The sequence below is a fragment of the Geodermatophilus sp. DF01-2 genome (assembly GCF_004571065.1).
GTDB lineage: Bacteria > Actinomycetota > Actinomycetes > Mycobacteriales > Geodermatophilaceae > Geodermatophilus.
Genome location: NZ_SPQN01000013.1, coordinates 42,564 through 63,242, shown reverse-complemented (window position 1 = coordinate 63,242; position 20,679 = coordinate 42,564). Strand labels below are relative to the sequence as shown.

The following is a 20,679-nucleotide window of genomic DNA, read 5'->3' as shown; positions in this document are numbered from 1 at the left end:
GCACGCCGAGGGCGACCCGGCCGGCGCCCACGTCCTGGTGTCGCTGCCCGACCGGGACGCCGAGGAGGGGCTCATCGCCGCGGCGGCCGGGCGCGGCGTCGCGGTGGGCGGGCTCGGGCGCCACTGCGCAGGGCCCGGGCCGCACAGGGCCGGACTGGTGGTGGGGTTCGCGGCGCCCACCCGCGCCGACCTGGCCCGAGCGCTGGAGGTGCTCACCAGCGCGCTGCAGCACGTGCTCGACCCGAGGCGGTGAACGTCAGAGGCGCAGAACCCGGCGGGCCCTGTCCAGAGGCTCGCCGCGAGCTTGCGAGCCGTGAGGAGGACAGGGCCCTTTTTCAGGCGCTGACCGTCCAGGTGTCGCTGCCGGTGAGCAGCGCGTCCAGGTCCGCCGACGAGGAGGTGCGGGCCTCCTCGACCTGGTCGGCCATCATCCGGTCGTAGGTCGGCTTCTGCACCGAGCGGAAGACGCCCATCGGCGTGTAGCGGAGGTCCTGGCTGGACAGCCGCGACAGCGCGAAGGCGTACGAGGGGTCCTCCCGGGTGGCGTCGTGCACGACGATCTCGTCGGCGGCCACCTGGTTGGTCTCGGCGATCCGCAGGCCACCGAACTCGTCGCGGACCACGCACGAGGCGCCGTCCGGGCCGAACACCAGAGGCTTGCCGTGCTCGAGCGGGATCGACCACTGCACGCCGGTGGCCGGGTCCTTGAGCAGGTCGAATGCGCCGTCGTTGAAGATGTTGCAGTTTTGGTAGATCTCGACCAGCGCGGTGCCCTGGTGCTCGGCGGCCTGGTGCAGCACCTCGGTGAGGCCCTTGCGGTCGGAGTCCATGGCCCGGCCCACGAAGGTGGCGTCGGCGCCGAGCGCCAGCGACACCGGGTTGAACGGATGGTCCAGCGAGCCCATCGGGGTGGACTTGGTGACCTTGCCGACCTCGCTGGTGGGCGAGTACTGGCCCTTGGTCAGCCCGTAGATCCGGTTGTTGAACAGCAGGATCTTGAGGTTGACGTTGCGGCGCAGCGTGTGGATCAGGTGGTTGCCGCCGATCGAGAGCGCGTCGCCGTCCCCGGTCACGACCCACACCGACAGGTCCGGGCGGGAAGCGGCCAGGCCGGTGGCGATCGCCGGTGCGCGGCCGTGGATCGAGTGCATCCCGTAGGTGTTCATGTAGTACGGGAAGCGCGAGGAGCAGCCGATGCCGGAGACGATGACCATGTCCTCGCGCGCGATGCCGAGGCTGGGCAGGAAGCTCTGGACCGCGTTGAGGATGACGTAGTCACCGCACCCGGGGCACCAGCGCACCTCCTGGTCGGTCTTGAGGTCCTTGGCCTTGAGCGCGGTCTGCTTCTCGCCGTGGCTGTCGATGGAGCGGGCGATCGCGTCGGCGATGGGGCCTTCGGCCGGCATGCCGAGGTCGATGGTGGTCATTGGGCACCTCCGGTGGTGGAGTCGATGACGTCCTGGACGACCGCGGCGAGCTCGGCTGCCCGGAAGGGCAGCCCGCGCACCTGGGTGTGGCTCTCGACGTCGACGAGGTACTTGGCGCGCAGCAGGAGCGACAGCTGCCCGAGGTTCATCTCCGGGCAGATGACCCGGTCGTAGCGGCGCAGCACCTCACCGAGGTCGGCCGGCATCGGGTTGAGGTGACGCAGGTGGATCTGCGCGACCGAGCGTCCCGAACGGCGGATCCGCCGGCAGGCTGCGCCGATGGGGCCGTAGGTCGAGCCCCAGCCGATGACGGCGACCCGTGCCTTCTCACCGTCGGGGCCGTCCGGGTCGTCGACGTCGGTGGGCGGGATGCTCGCCGCGATGCCGTCGACCTTGGCCTGGCGCAGCCGGGTCATCAGGTCGTGGTTGGCCGGGTCGTAGGAGATGTTGCCGGTCTTGTCGGCCTTCTCCAGGCCGCCGATGCGGTGCTGCATGCCGGCCGTGCCCGGGATCGCCCACGGCCGGGCCAGGGTCTCCGGGTCGCGCAGGTAGGGCTGGAACTCCGGCGTCCCGTCGGGGGTGGTGGCGTTGGGCTCGGTGGCGAACTCGACCCGCAGGTCCGGCAGCTCCTCGGTGTCCGGGATGGCCCATGGCTCGGCGCCGTTGGCCAGGTAGCCGTCGGAGAGCAGCAGAACCGGGGTGCGGTAGGTCAGCGCGATCCGGGCGGCCTCGATCGCGGCGTCGAAGCAGTCGGCAGGGGAGCGCGGCGCGACGACCGGCACGGGGGCCTCGCCGTTGCGGCCGAACATCGCCTGCAGCAGGTCCGACTGCTCGGTCTTGGTGGGCAGGCCGGTGGACGGGCCGCCGCGCTGCACGTCGACGACGACCAGCGGCAGCTCGGTCATCACCGCCAGGCCGATCGCCTCGGACTTCAGCGAGACGCCGGGCCCGGAGGTCGTCGTCACGCCGAGCGCGCCGCCGAAGGAGGCGCCGATCGCCGAGGCGACGCCGGCGATCTCGTCCTCGGCCTGGAAGGTCCGGACGCCGAAGGCCTTGTGCCGGGACAGCTCGTGCAGGATGTCCGACGCCGGCGTGATCGGGTAGGCACCCAGGAACACCGGAAGGCCCGACCGCTGTCCGGCGGCGACGATGCCGAGCGCCAGCGCCTGGTTGCCGGAGATGTTGCGGTACCGGCCCGGCGCCATCGGCGCGGGCTTGATCTCGTAGGAGACCGCGAACGCCTCGGTCGTCTCGCCGTAGTTGTAGCCGGCCCGGAACGCGGCGATGTTGGCTGCCGCGATCTCGGGCTTGCGGCGGAACTGGCGCTCCAGGAAGCGGACCGTTCCCTCGGTGGGCCGGTGGTACATCCAGCTCAGCAGGCCGAGGGTGAACATGTTCTTCGAGCGCTCGGCCTCCTTCTTGCCGAGCCCGGAGTCGGCGAGCGCCTCGAGGGTCAGGGTGGTCAGCTGCACGCTGACGGTCTGCCAGCCCTCGAGGGAGCCGTCCTCGAGCGGATTGGTGGCGTAACCGACCTTGGCCAGATTCCGGGGCGTGAACTCGTCGGCGTCGATGATGAGCAGCCCGCCCCCGGGCAGGTCGGACAGGTTGGCCTTGAGCGCGGCCGGGTTCATGGCGACCAGCACGTCCGGGGCGTCGCCCGGGGTCATGATGTCGTGGTCGGCGAAGTGCAGCTGGAAGGAGCTGACGCCGGGCAGGGTTCCCGTCGGTGCGCGGATCTCGGCGGGGAAGTTGGGCAGCGTCGAGAGGTCGTTGCCGAAGGACGCCGTCTCACTGGTGAACCGGTTGCCGGTGAGCTGCATGCCGTCGCCGGAGTCACCGGCCAGCCGGATGACGACGCGGTCGAGCTCGACGACGCTCTTCACCAGGCCGCCGGGCGCGGAGGAACCCGCCGTGCTCGTGCCGACGGACGGGTCGGTCGTGGTCATGTGCTGCACCTCCACCGGCCGAGGTTACGTGGACGGCACGGTCCACGGACCTGTGAGCCGGACGACAGTGGGGCGCCGGACGCTCCGGCACCTCACTACGAGCAACCCGGCCGGGGAGGGCCCCATTCCGTGAGCGCGATCGCACCGGCCGAGGGCGGTCCGGGGAACGGCCTCCCCAGGCGCCGCGTTGGTCGGGACGTGCAGCGCTGGAGCAACGGACTGAAGACCGCGGTGCTCCTGGGCCTGATGGGTGGGCTGATCCTCGCCGCCGGCGCCCTCGTCGGCGGCCGGGGTGGCCTGTTCATCGCCCTGGTGATCGCCCTCGCGGTCAACGGTTTCGCCTACTTCAACTCCGACAAGCTGGCCCTGCGGGCGATGCGGGCCTTCCCGGTGACCGAGACGCAGGCGCCGCAGCTCTACGCGATGGTGCGCGAGCTGGCCACCGAGGCCCGGCAGCCGATGCCGCGTCTCTACGTCAGTCCGACCACCCAGCCCAACGCCTTCGCGACGGGGCGCAACCCGCGCAACGCGGCCGTCTGCGTCACCCAGGGCATCCTCGAGCTGCTCGACCGGCGCGAGCTGCGTGGCGTACTCGCGCACGAGCTGTCGCACGTCTACAACCGCGACATCCTCATCAGCTCCGTCGCCGGCGCCATGGCGACCGTCATCACCTACCTGGCGCACATGGCGATGTTCGCGTCGCTGTTCGGCGGCCGGTCGGAGGAGGACCGCGGCGGCGGCAACGCCCTGGGCAGCCTGCTGCTGGTGTTCCTCGGCCCGCTGGCCGCCGGCCTGGTGCAGATGGCGGTCAGCCGCAGCCGGGAGTACCAGGCCGACGCGTCGGGGGCGGCGCTGTCGCAGGACCCGCTCGCCCTGGCCTCCGCCCTCCGCAAGATCGCCTCCGGGGCGGCCGCCCGGCCGTTGCCGCAGGACGACCGGTTGGTGACCCAGAGCCACCTGATGATCGCCAACCCGTTCCGCGGACAGGGGCTGGCGTCGATGTTCGCCACCCACCCGCCGATGCCCGAGCGCGTCGCCCGGCTCGAGCGGATGGCCCGGGAGCTCGAGTAAGGACCCCCTCGCCCCCACCCCTCGTTCCTCGGGGGCGGGCCCCTGCGAGGGGGCCGACCCGTCAGCGGTAGTTGTCGAACTGCAGCGCGACGTCGAGGTCCTTGCCGCGCAGCAGCTGCTGGACCGCCTGCAGGTCGTCCCGCTTCTTGCCGCTCACCCGCAGTTGGTCACCCTGGACCTGGGCCTGAACGCCCTTGGGGCCCTCGTCCCTGATGATCTTCGCGATCTGCTTGGCCTTGTCCGACTCGATGCCCTGCTTGATGCGTGCCGCGATCCTGTAGCTGCGCCCCGAGGACTGCGGCTCGTCGGCGTCCAGGGCCTTGAGCGAGATGCCCCGCTTGACCAGCTTCTCCTTGAAGACGTCGAGCGCCGCGGTCACCCGCTCCTCGGTGTCCGCGCTCAGCGTCACCCCGGCCTCGCCGGCCCAGGCGATCGTGGCGTTGGTGCCGCGGAAGTCGAAGCGCTGCGAGAGCTCCTTCGCGGCCTGGTTCAAGGCGTTGTCGACCTCCTGGCGGTCGACCTTGCTCACCACGTCGAACGACGAGTCGGCCATGTGTCGGTTGCTCCTTCCGTCTGTCGCCGACCGGCCACGGACGAACCCACGGGGTCGCCGCCGAGGCCGGTCTCCGGCGTCTTGTACGCTTCCACCGGTACCACCACGGCGGGTTGCCCGAGTGGCCAATGGGAGCGGACTGTAAATCCGTCGGCTTAGCCTACGAAGGTTCGAATCCTTCACCCGCCACACCCGGGTAGAGCAGCGGCCCCCGACCTCGTCGAGGTCGGGGGCCGCTGCTCTTCGCGGAGAGGGCGCCGCTCACGGCAGGGTCGGCGCGCGGGCGCTGGCGACGGCGGTGCGCTCCAGGGGCTGCCCGCCGAGGAACAGCCAGCCGAACGCGATCTCGACGTACCGGGTGCACCGCACGGTGACCTCCACCCCGTCGGTCTCGGTCGACCAGGAGTGCAGCGCGCTCCCGCCGTCGGCGAGTTGGTCGGCCACGGCCGCCTGCGTGCTCGCTCGGGTCAGGAGCAGCGTGGTCCCCACGCCCGTGGCGTAGAGGGACGCCTCGTCCGTGGCATTCGCCGCAGCGAGCGCCGCGCCGTCGCAGACCGTCTGCACCCGCTGCTGCTCCAGGAAGGCGTCGGACGCCGCGATCGCACCGAAGGTCATCAGCGCGGCGACCAGCCAGCACACCAGGACCAGCGGCAGCGTCGAGCCCCGCTCGGCGGCCTCCGCGTCCCGTCGCACGGGGCGCAGCGTAGGGGCGTCCGACCTTGTCCACGACCTGTGGACGGCGCTGTGGAGGACTGTGGACCCGATCGGGGGAACCCTGGGCGTCCGCCCCGGCGCCTGTGGACGCACCGCGACACGCCGGGCGCATCGCCGTCCAGAGTGCAGCCGACCCCAGGAGCCCCCTCCATCACTCGTGTCATCCCACCGGGTGACCGTACGCCTACGGAACGTCACAGTAGGTGACGGCATGACGACGTGACACATCCCAGTGATCCGCCGTCCGGGTTGCGGGCTTGCCCCGATTGGGTGACGGGCAGCAATGTTTCAGGCGCGGTCCGTACCCAACGCTCTGTCCCCGCGCCTGGACGACTGCCCCGCTCTTTCACACAGCAGTTTTTCATGCCTGAGGAGGCGTCATGAGCAACGCTGTCTCGACGATCAACACCCGTGGCCACAAGTGGGGGCGCGGTCACAAGTGGGGTCGTGGTCACAAGTGGGGTCGGCAGGCCGCCTGAGCGCGGCCCTGCTGTAGCCCGCCGTCGGTCGCCGGTTCGACCGACGGCGGCCGTACCGTGGACGACCGTCTGCGTGGCGCCTCCCTCGATGGAGTGGGAGAGGTCACGCGGGCCCTCAGGCCTGTGGTGTCCCGCTGTTAGCCTCTGTCCGCCCATCCCCCTCGGCGAATACAGGTCTCAGTGGCTGAGCAGGACGTCCCGGCGCAACGCTGGCCGGCGGCCTCGCTGGGGCCAGCCACCATCGGCTGGCTCAGCCTGGTCGTCGCCTTAATCGTTGCAGTCCTCATGCTCCCGCCTCGGCTCGAGCCTGTGGGCCCGGTCGCCATCCTCATCGTCCTCGTCGGCTTCGTTGTCGCTGAGATCTACAACGTCCACGTCGAGTTCCGCCGGCAGAGCGTGTTCATCTCCGCGTCCGAACTGGCCTTCGTCGTGGCCCTCGTCGAAATCGGTCCCACCTGGACCGCCATCCTGCGAGCCTTGGCCGTCAGCGGGGTGTGCCTTGTCCAGCGGTACGACACGGCCAAAGTCGTAGCCAATACGGCCGTGGCAGTCATCGAGGTGGGCGTCGCGGTGACGGCGTTGCATCTCCTGCCGGTGGTGGAGGTGACCGCGCCGGCGACCTGGCTCTCCTACCTGGTCGCGATCGTCCTGGCGACATTGGTGGGTGGCGTGCTCATCCGGCTGGCGATCATCGCGACCCAGGGATACCCCGGACGGGCGCTTTGGACCAGTCTTCTGCTGGCCGCCTCGACGGTCACCCCCATGGCAGTCCTCGCTGGCCTCTCGGTGCTCCTGCTGGTGAGGGAGACGCTCTGGTCGTTGCTCCTCGTGCTACCGCTGTTGGGCGGCTTGGTCCTCCTCTACCGCAGGTTCGCCGCGGTCTCGCGTGAGGGGCAGGACCTGGAGAAGGTCTACGCCTTCGCTCGGCAGGTGGAGCAGATCGGCCCCGACGAGGACGGGCCACGCCGGCTGGTGGATGCGATCCGCGAGCTGCTCAACGCCGAGCGCGTGGCGCTCTGGCTGCCGCCCTACCTCGACGAGGCGCCGCGGCTCGTCGTCGCCTCGGACGACGGCTGCGGCTGGTACGACGGCCCCAGCGACCCCGACGACCTCTTCCGCCGGCGTGCCACCGAAGGGTCGGTCGACGGTCCGCTGCTGATCTCCCTGACCCGCGCCACCGAGGCGGAGACGGCCGCACTCGCCCGCCGCGGCGCCCGCGACCTGCTCGCCGCGCCGGTGGCCACCGCCGCCGGGGAGCCGGGTTACCTGGAGATCTGCGACCGCCGCAGCGACGTCGTCTCCTTCGCCGACGGCGACCGGGCGGCACTCGACTCGATGCTCACCCACGTCAACGCCGCCATCCGGCAGCAGCAGCTGCTCACCCAGATCCGGTACGACGCCGACCACGACCGGCTCACCGGCCTGCCCAACCGGCAGCGCCTGGCGGTGGAGATCGACCAGCTGCTCGCGGCCGACCCCGTGGCCGCCCGGGCCGGGCTGATCCTCGCGTCGCTGGAGAACTACACCGAGGTCACCGACACCCTCGGCCACGCCGCGAGCGACGAGCTGCTCCTGGTCACGGCGGGCCTGCTGCGCGAGCACGCGCCGCCGCAGGCGCTCGTGGCGCGCATGGAGGGCGAGCAGTTCGCCGTCCTCCTGCCCGGGCTGTCCCTGACCGCCACGGAGCGGGCTGCCCGCCGGCTGCGCGAGGCCACCTCCACGCGGGTCCGGGTGGCCGGGCTGGACCTCGAGGTCGCCCTCACCATCGGCATCGCCGCCGCCCCGGTGCACGGTGCGGACGCCGGCACGCTCATGCAGCGGGCCGACGTCGCCCTGCTCGCCGGTACGGGCTCGAGCGGCGTGGCCAGCTACCACCCGGTGCTCGACCAGCAGAGCCTGCGCCGCCTGCAGCTGGGCACCGAGCTGGAGCACGCGATGGTCGAGGGCGACATCAGCGTCGTCTTCCAGCCGATCATCGACGCCCGGACCTCCGACATCGTCTCGGTGGAGACACTGGTGCGCTGGGCGCACCCCCGCTACGGCGCGATCGCACCGGACGAGTTCATCCACCTGGCCGAGCAGATCGGCCGGATCGGCCCGCTGACCGACCACGTCCTCGACCTGGCACTGGCCCGGTGCCGCCGGTGGCGGGACCGGGACATCGCCCTGTCGGTGGCGGTCAACCTCTCCGCCCGCTGCCTCGCCGAGCCGGACCTGGTCGACCGGGTCCGGCGGGCGCTGCGACGCCACGGCGTCCCCGGCGAGCTGCTGACGCTGGAGCTCACCGAGGGCAGCGTGGTCGACGACTCGGTGCGCAGCAGCACCGTCCTGGCCGACCTGCACGCCCTGGGCCTGCGGCTGTCGATGGACGACTTCGGCACCGGCTACTCCTCGCTGTCCCAGCTTCGCCAGCTGCCCATCGACGAGGTGAAGATCGACAAGTCCTTCGTGCTGGGGATGTCGACCAGCCAGGGGGAGTCGTTCATCGCCCGCTCGATCATCGAGCTGGCGCACAACCTGGGCCTGCGGGTGGTCGCCGAGGGCGTCGAGGACGAGCTGACGCGCAACCTGCTCGCCGAGATGGGGTGCGACAAGCTGCAGGGCTTCCTGGTCAGCCGGCCGCTGCCGGACGAGCGGCTGGAGAGCTGGATCCTGGCCCGTACCGGCGTCCGCTCCGCCGTGTCCGGCACGCCGCACCGGCGGCTCTTCGTGCGCTCCTGAAACCCGTGGAGGGGCCCCCGCGACGACCGTCCGCAGGCGTCGGGTAGAGTTCCTGACGGCTCGAAGCCCGCCCCTTTAGCTCAGTCGGCAGAGCGTCTCCATGGTAAGGAGAAGGTCTACGGTTCGATTCCGTAAAGGGGCTCTGGAACAACACAGTGGCCGCTCGGCCCGGTCGCCGAGACCGGATCGCACGGGCACGTCCGGCGGTGTAGCTCAGCCAGGCAGAGCAAGCGGCTCATAATCGCTGTGTCACCGGTTCAAATCCGGTCACCGCTACTTGCGACGGACCCCGCACCCCGGGGTCCGTCGGCGTGTTGCAGCACCGTGCGGGCGCCCGCCCGCACGTCCCCGGGCCCGGCCGGCCCGGCACCGACAAGGCGAGGAGCGCCCCGTGGCAGCCACCGACATCCGTCCGAAGATCACCCTGGCCTGCCAGGAGTGCAAGAGCCGCAACTACATCACCCGCAAGAACCGGCGCAACGACCCCGACCGGCTCGAGCTGAAGAAGTTCTGCCCGAAGGACCGCAAGCACACCATTCACCGCGAGACCCGCTGACCCCAGCGGCTGCGACAGGAGGGCGGGAGCATGGCGCTCGACCCGGCACTGGTCGGGCGAAGCTACCCGCCCTCGGCCCTGTACGAGGTCAGCCGGCAGAAGATCGTCGAGTTCGCCGAAGCGATCGGTGAGACCGACCCGGTGCACCGGGATGCCGAGGCCGCCCACGCCGCCGGCCACCCCGACGTCATCGCCCCGCCGACCTTCGCCATCGCGCTGACGCTCTCCGCGGCCGGCGTGGTGGCCGAGGACCCCGATGTCGCGCTCGACTACAGCCGCGTCGTGCACGGCGAGCAGCGGTTCACCCACCACCGGCCCATCCGTGCCGGTGACCGGCTGGTCGCCACCCCCACGATCGAGGCCGTGCGCAGCGTCGGCGGCAACGACCTGCTGACCACGCGGGTGGACGTCGCCACCGAAGACGGCGAGCCGGTCTGCTCCGCCACGTCCATGCTCGTCGCCCGGGGGACCGCATGAGCGCCACCGTGCGCGCCGCCGACGTCTCCGTCGGCACCGAGCTGCCCGAGCAGACCTACCCGGTGACCCGCGCAGGCCTGGTCCGCTACGCCGGCGCCTCCGGGGACTTCAACCCCATCCACTGGAACGAGCGGGTGGCCACCGAGGTCGGCCTGCCCGGCGTGATCGCGCACGGGATGCTCACCATGGCGCTGGCCGCGCGCGCGGTCACCGCCTGGGCCGGGGACCCGGCCGCGCTGGTCGAGTACCACGTCCGCTTCGGCCGGCCGGTCGTCGTCCCCGACGACGACACCGGTGCCCGGGTGACCGTCCGCGGCAGGGTCGGCGCGCTGAGCGAGGACGGCCGCGCCCGGGTGGACCTGACCGTCACCAGCGCCGGCGAGAAGGTCCTGTCGCTGGCCCGCGCCACCGTCCAGCTGGCGTGAGAAAGGACCCCGCCACCCCTCGCAGGCCCGGGCGGTGCCCTGGACGGGGCCTCAGCCGGCCGAGCCCAGCAGCCGCTGCATGCGGCCGACGCCCTCGACCAGGTCGTCGTCCCCCAGGGCGTAGGACATCCGCAGATAGCCCGGCGTGCCGAATGCCTCACCGGGGACGACGGCGACCTCCGCCTCCTCCAGGATGATCTCGGCCAGCTCGACGCTGTCGTTCGCCGTCCGCCCGCCGATCGGCCGACCCAGCAGGGCCTTGACGGACGGGTAGACGTAGAAGGCGCCGCGCGGCTCGGGACAGGCCACGCCGGGGATCTCGCGCAGCATCGACACGATCGTGCGGCGCCGCCGGTCGAAGGCCTCGCGCATCGCCGCGGCGGCCGAGAGGTCGCCGGTCAGGGCGGCGACCGCGGCGGCCTGCGACACGTTGGCCACGTTAGAGGTGGCGTGCGACTGCAGGTTGGTCGCCGCCCTGACGACGTCGGCCGGCCCGACGACCCAGCCCACCCGCCAGCCGGTCATCGCGTAGGTCTTGGCCACCCCGTTGACGACGACGCAGCGGTCGGCCAGCTCCGGGACGACGACCGGCATCGAGGGCGCGGTCGCCCCGTCGTAGGTCAGGTGCTCGTAGATCTCGTCGGTGAGCACCCACAGCCCGTTCTCGACCGCCCAGCGGCCGATCTCCTCGACCAGCTCGGGCGGGTACACCGCGCCGGTCGGGTTGGACGGCGAGCAGAACAGCAGCACCTTCGTGCGCGGCGTCCGGGCGGCCTCCAGCTGCGCCACCGACACCAGGTAGCCGCTCTCCTCGTCGGCCACCACCGGTACCGGCACGCCGCCGGCCAGGGCGATCGCCTCGGGGTAGGTCGTCCAGTACGGCGCGGGCAGCAGCACCTCGTCGCCCGGGTCGAGCATCGTGGCGAAGGCCTCGTACACGGCCTGCTTGCCCCCGTTGGTCACCAGCACGTTGGCCGGGGTGACCCGCAGCCCCGAGTCACGGGCGGTCTTGGCGGCGATCGCCTCCTTGAGCGCCGGCAGGCCGCCCGCGGGGGTGTAGCGGTGCATCGCCGGCTGGGAGCAGGCGGCGACGGCGGCCTCGACGATGTAGTCCGGCGTCGGGAAGTCCGGTTCTCCGGCACCGAAGCCGATCACCGGCTTGCCCGCCGCCTTGAGCGCCTTGGCCTTCGCGTCCACCGCGAGGGTCGCCGACTCGGCGATGGCGGCGATGCGGCGGGAGATGCGCCGGTCGGCGGGCGGCAGCCCGGGGGACGGTGCAGCGGACTCCGAGCGGGAGACGGCGGTCATGGCCCCATCGTGTCAAAGGGCGAGGTCCGCGGTCGCCTGCGTTCCCGGCCGCGACCACCGCGGCGCCGTCCCGCCCGGCACGTTGGCTGCCGCGCTCGGCGGTCCCGTACACTGGCTGTCCTGGGGCAGTCGACCCCGCCACCGGCGTGCCCCGGAACCCTGCGGGGACGGTGCTGGCCGGAGCGGGCCACGCCGTCCCGGCCCGGCTCGGGGCAGCCGCCCAGGGCATAGGGGTGTAGCTCAATTGGCAGAGCAGCGGTCTCCAAAACCGCAGGCTGCAGGTTCAAGTCCTGTCACCCCTGCCCGTGCCGCCGGCGTCTGCGCCGGCGACGCGCACGACCCGCACGACAGCAGGACCACCGACCGTCGGCCCGAGGACAGCGGCCACCATCAGCGAGGCGAGCGAGGCGCAGTGAGCGACGAGAAGCCGGCACGCGAGGACGACCCCCGCGCCGCCTCCGACGCCGAGCCGACCGACGAGCAGCTCGACCGCGAGGCGCCGGGCGTGGCGGATGCCGCCGAGCTCGAGGCCGCGGAGGCCGATGTCGCCGCGGAGGCCGAGGCCGACGAGGACAAGGTCGTGGCCGCGCGGCCGGGTGGGGCCCGGCGCGGGGGTCGGATCACCACCGAGGACGACGAGGACGACGAGCCGGCCACGTCCCGGACCCGTCGCGCCGCCCGCGAGCGCACCCCGTCCCGGCCCGCCGGGCGGGCCGCGGAGGGCGGTGCGACCCGGTCGCGGGCCGCCGCGCAGCGGGCCCGCGCCACCGAGACCCGACAGGGGCGCAGCATCCGGCGTTTCCTGCGGGAGGTCGTGGCCGAGCTGCGCAAGGTCATCTGGCCGGGCCGGCGGGAGCTGATCACCTACACGACCGTCGTCATCATCTTCGTGACCTTCATCGTCGCCCTGGTGGCCGGCCTGGACCTCCTCTTCGCCCAGGGCGTGCTCGCCGTCTTCGGCTGAGCTCACCCGCGCCCGCACGCCATCGACGACGACGACGACAAGGAAGCAATCCCGTGACCGACCCGCGCGAGCCCTTCGAGACCGACAGCGCCGTCGACGGCATCGACCTCGACGACGCCCGCTTCGACGTGCGGGGGACCGCGGACGTCGAGACCGGCGCCGGCGAGCCCGGTGCCGCCGAGGGCTCCGTCGACACCGCCGACCAGGACACCCAGAGCGGCGTGGCCGACGTGGCGCCCGACGTGGAGGGCGGTGACCCGGACAGCCTGGCGACCGACCCGCTGGCCGACCCCGCGCTGGCGTCCGATCTGGGCGACCTCGGCGAGCAGGCCGAGGACGACGAGGACGAGGACCCGGCCGAGGCGATGCGCAAGGTGCTGCGCAGTCAGTTCGGCGACTGGTACGTCATCCACTCGTACGCCGGCTACGAGAACAAGGTGAAGACCAACCTGGAGTCGCGCATCCAGTCGCTGGACATGGAGGACTACATCTTCCAGATCGAGGTGCCCACCGAGGAGGTCACCGAGATCAAGAACGGCAAGCGCACCCAGGTCAACCGCAAGAAGCTCCCCGGCTACCTGCTCGTCCGCATGGACCTCAACGACGAGTCCTGGGGTGCCGTGCGCAACACCCCCGGGGTCACCGGGTTCGTCGGTGCGACGTCGCGGCCCTCCCCGCTGAGCATCGACGAGGTCGTCGGCCTGCTGGCCCCGGCGGCCACCCCGCAGGCGGCCAAGGCCGCCCAGACGACGACCGCCGCGGCCGCGGCGCCGACCGCCGTCGTCGACTTCGAGGTAGGCGAGTCGGTCACCGTCATGGACGGCCCGTTCGCGACGCTCCCCGCCACGATCAACGAGATCAACGCCGAGCAGCAGAAGCTGCAGGTGCTCGTCTCCATCTTCGGCCGGGAGACGCCGGTCGAGCTCTCGTTCAACCAGGTCCAGAAGTTGTAGGAGGACCCCGTCGCCCCCCACCGCTCGCACGCTCGCGGCGGGGCCCTGCGACGGGGCCGTTCCATCCCGTCACCAGAAGGAAGTCATGCCCCCCAGGAAGCGGTTGACCGCGGTCATCAAGCTCCAGATCAACGCCGGTGCGGCCACGCCCGCTCCGCCCGTGGGTCCGGCGCTGGGCCAGCACGGCGTCAACATCATGGAGTTCTGCAAGGCGTACAACGCCGCCACGGAGTCGCAGCGCGGCAACGTGATCCCGGTGGAGATCTCGGTCTACGAGGACCGCTCGTTCACCTTCGTCACCAAGACCCCGCCGGCGGCGCGCATGCTGCTCAAGGCGGCCGGTGTGGAGAAGGGCTCCGGTGAGCCGCACAAAACCAAGGTCGCGACGGTCACCCGGGACCAGGTCCGGGAGATCGCCCAGACCAAGATGGCCGACCTCAACGCCAACTCGCTCGACGAGGCGGAGAAGATCATCGCCGGCACCGCCCGGTCGATGGGCATCACGGTCCAGTAGGGCAGCAACGACAAGCAACCCTTGCGGCCCCGCTGCAGGGTCCCGCGCCGAGCTTGCGAGGTGTGGGGGGTAGCGGGGTCCTTCGTGGGAGGGCCCCGCCAGGCCCGCGCACCACACGACTCCCGGCCGAGGCGCCGGGGGAGAGGACACACCATGGCGAAGCACGGCAAGAAGTACCGCGCGGTGGCCGAGAAGGTCGACCGCGAGAACCTCTACACCCCGCTGCAGGCGGCCACCCTGGCCAAGGAGACGTCTCCGACGTCCTACGACGCCACCGTCGAGGTGGCCATGCGCCTGGGTGTCGACCCGCGCAAGGCCGACCAGATGGTCCGCGGCACGGTCAACCTGCCGCACGGTACCGGCAAGACCGCCCGCGTCATCGTCTTCGCGACCGGTGACAAGGCCGCCGAGGCCGAGGCCGCCGGCGCCGACGTCGTCGGCTCGGACGACCTGATCGAGCGAATCCAGGGCGGCTTCCTGGACTTCGACGCCGCCATCGCCACCCCCGACCAGATGGCCAAGGTCGGCCGGATCGCCCGCATCCTCGGCCCGCGCGGCCTCATGCCGAACCCGAAGACCGGCACGGTGACCCCCGACGTCACCAAGGCGGTCAACGACATCAAGGGCGGGAAGATCAACTTCCGCGTCGACAAGCAGGCCAACCTGCACCTGGTGATCGGCAAGGCATCGTTCGACGAGACCAGGCTCGTGGAGAACTACGCCGCGGCGCTGGACGAGGTGCTCCGGGCCAAGCCGGCCGCCGCCAAGGGCCGGTACCTGAAGAAGGTCACCATCTCCACCACGATGGGCCCGGGCATCCCGGTCGACCCGAACCGCACCCGCAACCTGACGGTGGACGAGCAGTAGGACTGTCCCCTCACCGCGCGCCGGCTCGCGGTGAGCCTCTGGACGGGGCCGATACTCGGCTCGGCAGGCCCCCGCAGCGCACCGCGCTGCGGGGCCTCGTTCGTCGTGGGGCCGACGTCGCGGCGACATCGGCGATCTCGCCCGGCTACGGGCCGTCGCGCGGGCGAGACCGGCGACCTCGCCGGGTGAGGACGGCGACGGTGGCGTCCGCCCGGCATGGCGTATGCTGGCCGGCGTTCCCCCCAAGACCGCTGGTCGTCGCACGTCCGCGTGCGATCGAAGGTCCCGGATCCCGGGCGGCCCGCGCAGGAGGACGGTTCGACCGACGTGGCGTTCCGCGCCCGCGTCCTTCGCCCCGTGCGCCTGCGCCGGGGCGTTCCTCGTCTCCGGGCCCGGTTGATCGCCTGCCGTCGCGCACCGGCCGGTGGTCCGCCCGACAGACGAGAGGAGGCCCATGCCCACGCAGGCGAAGGCCGCAGTGATCGACGAGATCACCGAGCGGTTCCAGTCGTCCAGCGCGGCGGTGCTCACCGAGTACCGCGGGCTGACCGTGGCCCAGCTGACCCAGCTGCGCCGTTCCCTCGGTGAGGGCAGCAGCTACGCCGTCGTCAAGAACACCTTGACGAAGCGGGCCGCGGAGCAAGTCGGCCACGCCGACCTCGGTCCGCTGCTCAACGGTCCGACCGCGATCGCCTTCATCGAGGGCGACCCGGTCAACGCCGCCAAGGCCATCCGTGACTTCGCGCGCGCCAACCCGCTGCTCGTCGTCAAGGGCGGCGTCGTCGAGGGCCGCACGGTCGGCCCCGCCGAGGTCACCGCCCTCGCCGACGTCGAGCCGCGCGAGGTCCAACTGGCCAAGCTGGCCGGGGCGATGAAGGGCAACCTGACCAAGGCCGCCGGGCTGTTCCAGGCCCCGCTGTCGCAGGTCGCCCGCCTGGCCGAGGCCCTCAAGGAGAAGAAGCCCGCCGAGGGCGCTCCCGCGGCGGCCGCACCGGCCACCGATGTGACTGCTGCCGACACCACCACCGACACCGACGCTGCCGCCGACACCGCGGCCAGCACCGACTGACCCACCCGAGGAGAGACCATGGCCAAGCTGTCCACCGAGGAACTGCTCGACGCGTTCAAGGAGATGACGCTGCTCGAGCTGTCCGACTTCGTGAAGCAGTTCGAGGAGACCTTCGAGGTCACCGCTGCTGCCCCGGTCGCCGTCGCGGCTGCCGCGCCGGCCGGTGGCGGTGGCGACGGCGGTGCCGCCGCCGCCGAGGAGCAGGACGAGTTCGACGTCATCCTCGAGAACGCCGGCGACAAGAAGATCCAGGTCATCAAGGAGGTGCGCGGGCTGACCTCGCTCGGCCTCAAGGAGGCCAAGGACCTGGTCGACGGCGCGCCGAAGCCGGTCCTGGAGAAGGTCGCCAAGGACGCCGCCGAGAAGGCCAAGGCCGCTCTCGAGGGCGCCGGCGCCACCGTCACCGTCAAGTGACCCGGTACCCGGCGGTTCCGACCGCCGGGTGAGCACCACCTCGTCCGACCCGCAGGGGCCGTCCTCATCCCGAGGGCGGCCCCTGCGGCGCCCGGGCGGGTCGGCGGTACGTGGAAGATCGGCGACCTGGCGCCCGCTCACCACCGGCTGAAGAAGGACCTCTGCTCCCCGCCCTCGTAGAAGGGCCTCGTCCTCCCGCACCCCTCGCAGGATCCATGGCCCCTGCGGGCCGCCTCGAACGATGGGAATCGCCGATTTCCATTACAGGCTCGGGGCAGTGCCCGGACGGAACCGGGACCCGGCAGGAGGCCGCGCGCCGTCCCGCCCGGACGCGCTCGGCGTGGTGGCCCCACGGCGGCCCTCGGACTGGCATCATGGCCGTGCCGTCGTGGGCGGCCCGGCCCTGCCCGGCCGGCTGCCCTTCCCGGGGTGTGGTCCCCATCGTGCGTGGACCCCCGACGTGGACAGCCCGTCCGCGCAGGGGTAAGGTTCTCTGTTGCGCTGCCCCCTGACTGCTTGCCCGCCGAGACGGGTCGCCTGGGGTGCCCGGGGGAGGACCTCCCGGACGCCCGTCGACCGTCCGGGCAGGCCCGTTCAGCAGTTCAGACGGACAGCCCCGCCATCACCGCCGACGACGACCCAGGACGAATCAGCACCCACCGCCCGCACGTCGTGAGGTCCTTGGAAGGACGCATCTTGGCAGGCTCTCGCCCCACCAGCATCTCCGCCAGCACCACCGAGTCAGGTCCCACCGGCACGACCCAGCAGACTCCCCAGACCGGTCCCCGTACCGGCGAGGCCGACCAGCAGAAGATCCCGGGCGCGCCGCTGCGCGTCTCCTTCGCCAAGATCTCCGAGCCGCTCGAGGTGCCGGATCTGCTGGCCCTGCAGACCGCCTCCTTCGACTGGCTCATCGGCAGCCCCGAGTGGCGCGCCACCCTCTCCCCGGAGGAGCAGGCCGACGCCGTCGGCGGCCTGGCCGAGATCCTCGAGGAGATCTCCCCGATCGAGGACTTCAGCGGCTCGATGTCGCTGTCCTTCTCCAACCCGCGCTTCGAGGACGTCAAGGCGTCGCTCGAGGAGTGCAAGGACAAGGACATGACCTACGCGGCGCCGCTGTTCGTCACCGCCGAGTTCATGAACAACACCACCGGCGAGATCAAGAGCCAGACGGTGTTCATGGGCGACTTCCCGATCATGACGAACAAGGGCACCTTCGTCATCAACGGGACCGAGCGCGTCGTCGTCTCGCAGCTGGTCCGCAGCCCCGGCGTCTACTTCGACAGGAGCCTGGACAAGACCTCCGACAAGGACGTCTTCAGCGCCAAGGTCATCCCCAGCCGCGGTGCGTGGCTGGAGTTCGACGTCGACAAGCGCGACACCGTCGGCGTCCGCATCGATCGCAAGCGCCGCCAGCCGGTGACCGTGCTGCTGAAGGCGCTGGGCTGGACCGAGGACCGCATCCGCGAGCACTTCCAGTGGTCGCCGACCGTCCTCGCCACCCTGGAGAAGGACCACATCGCCGGGCAGGACGAGGCGCTGCTCGACATCTACCGCAAGCTGCGGCCGGGTGAGCCGCCGACGCGCGAGTCGGCGCAGGCGCTGCTGGAGAACCTGTTCTTCAACCCGAAGCGCTACGACCTGGCCAAGGTCGGCCGCTACAAGGTCAACAAGAAGCTGGGCGTCGAGGTGCCGCAGAGCACGCTGACGCTGACCGAGGACGACATCGTCGCCACCATCGAGTACGTGGTGCGCCTGCACGCGGGCGAGCCCGACCACGGCGTCGACGACATCGACCACTTCGGCAACCGCCGCCTGCGCACCGTCGGCGAGCTGATCCAGAACCAGATCCGGGTCGGCCTCTCCCGCATGGAGCGCGTCGTCCGCGAGCGGATGACCACTCAGGACGTCGAGGCGATCACGCCGCAGACCCTGATCAACATCCGGCCGGTCGTCGCCTCCATCAAGGAGTTCTTCGGCACCAGCCAGCTGTCCCAGTTCATGGACCAGACCAATCCCCTCGCGGGCCTGACCCACAAGCGCCGCCTGTCGGCGCTGGGCCCGGGCGGTCTGTCCCGTGAGCGGGCCGGCATGGAGGTCCGAGACGTGCACCCGAGCCACTACGGCCGGATGTGCCCGATCGAGACGCCGGAGGGCCCGAACATCGGTCTCATCGGCTCGCTGTCGGCCTACGGGCGGGTCAACGCCTTCGGGTTCATCGAGACCCCGTACCGCAAGGTCGAGAACGGTGTGGTGACCGACTCCATCGACTACCTGACCGCCGACGAGGAGGACCGCTTCGTCGTCGCCCAGGCCAACTCGCCGCTGGACGCCCAGGGCCGGTTCGCCGAGGACCGCGTCCTGGTCCGCACCAAGGGCGGTGAGGTCGACTACCTCGCCCCGGAGAACGTCGACTACATGGACGTCTCGCCGCGGCAGATGACCTCGGTCGCCACGGCGATGATCCCGTTCCTCGAGCACGACGACGCCAACCGCGCGCTCATGGGCGCGAACATGCAGCGTCAGGCCGTCCCGCTGCTGCGCAGCGAGGCGCCGCTGGTCGGCACCGGCATGGAGCTGCGGGCGGCCGTCGACGCCGGCGACGTCGTGGTGGCCGAGAAGTCCGGTGTCGTGGAGGACTCCACCGCCGACTACGTCACCGTCATGGCCGACGACGGCACCCGGCAGACCTACCGGCTGCTGAAGTTCCGCCGCTCGAACCAGGGCACCTCGATCAACCAGACCCCCGTCGTCGACGAGGGCCAGCGGGTCGAGGTCGGCCAGGTCATCGCCGACGGGCCGTGCACCGACGAGGGCGAGATGGCGCTGGGCAAGAACCTGCTCGTCGCTTTCATGCCGTGGGAGGGCCACAACTACGAGGACGCGATCATCCTGTCGCAGCGCCTCGTGCAGGACGACGTCCTGTCCTCGATCCACATCGAGGAGTTCGAGGTGGACGCCCGCGACACCAAGCTCGGTGCCGAGGAGATCACCCGGGACATCCCCAACGTCTCCGAGGAGGTCCTCGCCGACCTCGACGAGCGCGGGATCATCCGCATCGGTGCCGAGGTCGTCCCCGGCGACATCCTCGTCGGCAAGGTCACGCCCAAGGGCGAGACCGAGCTGACCCCCGAGGAGCGGCTGCTGCGGGCGATCTTCGGCGAGAAGGCGCGCGAGGTCCGCGACACCAGCCTCAAGGTCAAGCACGGTGAGTCCGGCAAGGTCATCGGCGTCCGCGTGTTCTCCCGCGAGGACGGCGACGAGCTGCCCGCCGGCGTCAACGAGCTGATCCGGGTCTACGTCGCCCAGATGCGCAAGATCTCCGACGGTGACAAGCTCGCCGGCCGCCACGGCAACAAGGGCGTCATCGCCAAGATCCTGCCGCAGGAGGACATGCCGTTCCTCGAGGACGGCACTCCGGTGGACATCGTCCTGAACCCGCTCGGCGTCCCCGGCCGGATGAACGTCGGCCAGGTCCTGGAGACCCACCTCGGGTGGGTCGCCAAGTCCGGCTGGCAGGTCGAGGGCACCCCGGAGTGGGCGGCCAACCTGCCGGAGGCCGCGCGCGCCGCCGCGCCGGGCACCCGGACGGCGACGCCGGTGTTCGACGGTGCCCGCGAGGAGGAGATCGTCGGCCTGCTCGGCTCGACGACGCCGAACCGCGACGGCGCGCGGATGGTGGAGCCGACCGGCAAGGCGCGGCTGTTCGACGGCCGGTCCGGGGAGCCCTTCCCGGAGCCGATCTCGGTGGGTTACGTCTACATCCTCAAGCTGCTGCACCTGGTCGACGACAAGATCCACGCCCGGTCGACCGGCCCCTACTCGATGATCACGCAGCAGCCGCTGGGTGGTAAGGCGCAGTTCGGTGGCCAGCGCTTCGGTGAGATGGAGTGCTGGGCGATGCAGGCCTACGGCGCGGCCTACGCGCTGCAGGAGCTGCTCACCATCAAGTCCGACGACATCCTCGGCCGCGTCAAGGTGTACGAGGCGATCGTCAAGGGCGAGAACATCCCCGAGCCGGGCATCCCGGAGTCGTTCAAGGTGTTGCTCAAGGAACTGCAGTCGCTCTGCCTGAACGTGGAGGTCCTCTCCGGCGACGGGCAGGCGATCGAGCTGCGCGACACCGACGACGAGGTCTTCCGGGCCGCGGAGGAGCTGGGCATCGACCTGTCCCGCCGCGAGCCGTCCTCCGTGGAAGACGTCTGAGAGAGGACCCCGCCC

17 protein-coding genes, 4 tRNA genes and 1 pseudogene are annotated in these 20,679 nt (G+C 71.4%); 17 read left to right on the top strand and 5 right to left on the bottom strand.

All coding sequences use genetic code 11. From position 1 onward, the window contains the following. Positions 1 to 253: pseudogene (locus E4P41_RS06405) on the top strand (PLP-dependent aminotransferase family protein); the annotation flags it as partial. 82 nt (positions 254 to 335) lie between these two features. Here the strand turns inward: E4P41_RS06405 and E4P41_RS06400 are convergent. Further along, on the bottom strand, positions 336 to 1,427 hold the full coding sequence (locus tag E4P41_RS06400) for a 2-oxoacid:ferredoxin oxidoreductase subunit beta (RefSeq protein ID WP_135140069.1): 1,092 nt from the start codon (positions 1,425 to 1,427) through the stop codon (positions 336 to 338). Then, on the bottom strand, positions 1,424 to 3,373 hold the full coding sequence (locus E4P41_RS06395) for a 2-oxoacid:acceptor oxidoreductase subunit alpha (protein WP_135140068.1): 1,950 nt from the start codon (positions 3,371 to 3,373) through the stop codon (positions 1,424 to 1,426). Before E4P41_RS06395 ends, E4P41_RS06400 begins: the two co-directional genes overlap by 4 nt. Before the next feature lie 198 nt (positions 3,374 to 3,571). Between E4P41_RS06395 and htpX the strand changes: the two genes are divergently transcribed. Then, positions 3,572 to 4,444, top strand: coding sequence for a zinc metalloprotease HtpX (gene htpX / locus E4P41_RS06390; RefSeq protein WP_135140067.1), 873 nt, complete (start codon positions 3,572 to 3,574; stop codon positions 4,442 to 4,444). 61 nt (positions 4,445 to 4,505) lie between these two features. On the opposite strand, the gene E4P41_RS06385 is transcribed toward htpX, so the two are convergent. Beyond that, a complete protein-coding gene (locus tag E4P41_RS06385) occupies positions 4,506 to 4,997 on the bottom strand; it encodes a YajQ family cyclic di-GMP-binding protein (protein WP_135140066.1) in 492 nt (163 codons plus the stop codon). 107 nt (positions 4,998 to 5,104) lie between these two features. Between E4P41_RS06385 and E4P41_RS06380 the strand changes: the two genes are divergently transcribed. After that, a tRNA-Tyr gene (locus E4P41_RS06380) sits at positions 5,105 to 5,186 on the top strand. A 72-nt stretch (positions 5,187 to 5,258) separates the two neighbouring features. On the opposite strand, the gene E4P41_RS06375 is transcribed toward E4P41_RS06380, so the two are convergent. Beyond that, a complete protein-coding gene (locus tag E4P41_RS06375; protein ID WP_135140065.1) occupies positions 5,259 to 5,690 on the bottom strand; it encodes a pilus assembly protein TadG-related protein in 432 nt (143 codons plus the stop codon). Between the two features lie 680 nt (positions 5,691 to 6,370). On the opposite strand from E4P41_RS06375, the gene E4P41_RS06370 reads away from it, so the two are divergent. The 6 genes from E4P41_RS06370 to E4P41_RS06345 all read left to right on the top strand — a co-directional run bounded on the left by E4P41_RS06370 (position 6,371) and on the right by E4P41_RS06345 (position 10,369). After that, positions 6,371 to 8,911 carry a bifunctional diguanylate cyclase/phosphodiesterase gene (locus E4P41_RS06370; RefSeq protein ID WP_135140064.1) on the top strand — a complete coding sequence of 847 codons (2,541 nt, stop codon included), beginning with the start codon at positions 6,371 to 6,373 and terminating at the stop codon, positions 8,909 to 8,911. Between the two features lie 69 nt (positions 8,912 to 8,980). Then, positions 8,981 to 9,053: transfer RNA gene (locus tag E4P41_RS06365), tRNA-Thr, on the top strand. Between the two features lie 60 nt (positions 9,054 to 9,113). Then, positions 9,114 to 9,187: transfer RNA gene (locus E4P41_RS06360), tRNA-Met, on the top strand. A 115-nt stretch (positions 9,188 to 9,302) separates the two neighbouring features. Then, complete coding sequence (gene rpmG, locus E4P41_RS06355; protein ID WP_012950506.1) at positions 9,303 to 9,467, top strand: 50S ribosomal protein L33; 165 nt, start codon at positions 9,303 to 9,305, stop codon at positions 9,465 to 9,467. A gap of 30 nt (positions 9,468 to 9,497) precedes the next feature. After that, positions 9,498 to 9,944, top strand: coding sequence for a MaoC family dehydratase N-terminal domain-containing protein (locus E4P41_RS06350; protein ID WP_135140063.1), 447 nt, complete (start codon positions 9,498 to 9,500; stop codon positions 9,942 to 9,944). Continuing rightward, positions 9,941 to 10,369, top strand: a complete 429-nt coding sequence (locus E4P41_RS06345) for a MaoC family dehydratase (RefSeq protein ID WP_135140062.1) — start codon at positions 9,941 to 9,943, stop codon at positions 10,367 to 10,369. Before E4P41_RS06350 ends, E4P41_RS06345 begins: the two co-directional genes overlap by 4 nt. A 51-nt stretch (positions 10,370 to 10,420) precedes the next feature. Here the strand turns inward: E4P41_RS06345 and E4P41_RS06340 are convergent, their stop codons facing one another. Continuing rightward, entirely contained in the window at positions 10,421 to 11,677 is a 1,257-nt protein-coding gene (locus tag E4P41_RS06340; RefSeq protein ID WP_135140061.1) for a pyridoxal phosphate-dependent aminotransferase, read from the bottom strand. 229 nt (positions 11,678 to 11,906) lie between these two features. Here E4P41_RS06340 and E4P41_RS06335 point away from each other — a divergent pair. From E4P41_RS06335 to rpoB, 8 genes are all read left to right on the top strand, one after another. Continuing rightward, positions 11,907 to 11,979: transfer RNA gene (locus E4P41_RS06335), tRNA-Trp, on the top strand. 110 nt (positions 11,980 to 12,089) lie between these two features. After that, positions 12,090 to 12,641 carry a preprotein translocase subunit SecE gene (gene secE / locus E4P41_RS06330; RefSeq protein WP_135140060.1) on the top strand — a complete coding sequence of 184 codons (552 nt, stop codon included), beginning with the start codon at positions 12,090 to 12,092 and terminating at the stop codon, positions 12,639 to 12,641. 53 nt (positions 12,642 to 12,694) lie between these two features. Next, positions 12,695 to 13,594, top strand: coding sequence for a transcription termination/antitermination protein NusG (nusG, locus tag E4P41_RS06325; RefSeq protein WP_167760941.1), 900 nt, complete (start codon positions 12,695 to 12,697; stop codon positions 13,592 to 13,594). Positions 13,595 to 13,679: 85 nt separating this feature from the next. Further along, the gene (rplK, locus tag E4P41_RS06320; RefSeq protein ID WP_012950499.1) at positions 13,680 to 14,108 is read left to right on the top strand and encodes a 50S ribosomal protein L11; all 429 of its coding nucleotides are present in this window, start codon (positions 13,680 to 13,682) and stop codon (positions 14,106 to 14,108) included. A 153-nt stretch (positions 14,109 to 14,261) separates the two neighbouring features. Continuing rightward, positions 14,262 to 14,975, top strand: coding sequence for a 50S ribosomal protein L1 (rplA, locus tag E4P41_RS06315; RefSeq protein WP_135140059.1), 714 nt, complete (start codon positions 14,262 to 14,264; stop codon positions 14,973 to 14,975). A 454-nt stretch (positions 14,976 to 15,429) separates the two neighbouring features. Next, positions 15,430 to 16,044 (top strand): 50S ribosomal protein L10, encoded by a 615-nt coding sequence (gene rplJ / locus E4P41_RS06310; protein ID WP_135140058.1) that lies wholly within the window; start codon positions 15,430 to 15,432, stop codon positions 16,042 to 16,044. Between the two features lie 18 nt (positions 16,045 to 16,062). Next, entirely contained in the window at positions 16,063 to 16,458 is a 396-nt protein-coding gene (rplL, locus tag E4P41_RS06305; protein ID WP_135140057.1) for a 50S ribosomal protein L7/L12, read from the top strand. Positions 16,459 to 17,271: 813 nt separating this feature from the next. Then, positions 17,272 to 20,664: a DNA-directed RNA polymerase subunit beta gene (gene rpoB / locus E4P41_RS06300; RefSeq protein ID WP_209307570.1), complete on the top strand. Its 3,393-nt coding sequence runs from the start codon at positions 17,272 to 17,274 to the stop codon at positions 20,662 to 20,664. Positions 20,665 to 20,679: the final 15 nt, after the last annotated feature.

Bases quoted from the DNA above. Each gene is read 5' to 3' on its own strand.
- E4P41_RS06400 (WP_135140069.1), bottom strand. From the start codon at position 1,427: ATGACCACCATCGACCTCGGCATGCCGGCCGAAGGCCCCATCGCCGAC.
- E4P41_RS06395 (WP_135140068.1), bottom strand. From the start codon at position 3,373: ATGACCACGACCGACCCGTCCGTCGGCACGAGCACGGCGGGTTCCTCC.
- E4P41_RS06385 (WP_135140066.1), bottom strand. From the start codon at position 4,997: ATGGCCGACTCGTCGTTCGACGTGGTGAGCAAGGTCGACCGCCAGGAG.
- E4P41_RS06350 (WP_135140063.1), top strand. From the start codon at position 9,498: ATGGCGCTCGACCCGGCACTGGTCGGGCGAAGCTACCCGCCCTCGGCC.
- E4P41_RS06345 (WP_135140062.1), top strand. From the start codon at position 9,941: ATGAGCGCCACCGTGCGCGCCGCCGACGTCTCCGTCGGCACCGAGCTG.
- E4P41_RS06340 (WP_135140061.1), bottom strand. From the start codon at position 11,677: ATGACCGCCGTCTCCCGCTCGGAGTCCGCTGCACCGTCCCCCGGGCTG.
- rplK (WP_012950499.1), top strand. From the start codon at position 13,680: ATGCCCCCCAGGAAGCGGTTGACCGCGGTCATCAAGCTCCAGATCAAC.
- rplA (WP_135140059.1), top strand. From the start codon at position 14,262: ATGGCGAAGCACGGCAAGAAGTACCGCGCGGTGGCCGAGAAGGTCGAC.
- rplJ (WP_135140058.1), top strand. From the start codon at position 15,430: ATGCCCACGCAGGCGAAGGCCGCAGTGATCGACGAGATCACCGAGCGG.
- rplL (WP_135140057.1), top strand. From the start codon at position 16,063: ATGGCCAAGCTGTCCACCGAGGAACTGCTCGACGCGTTCAAGGAGATG.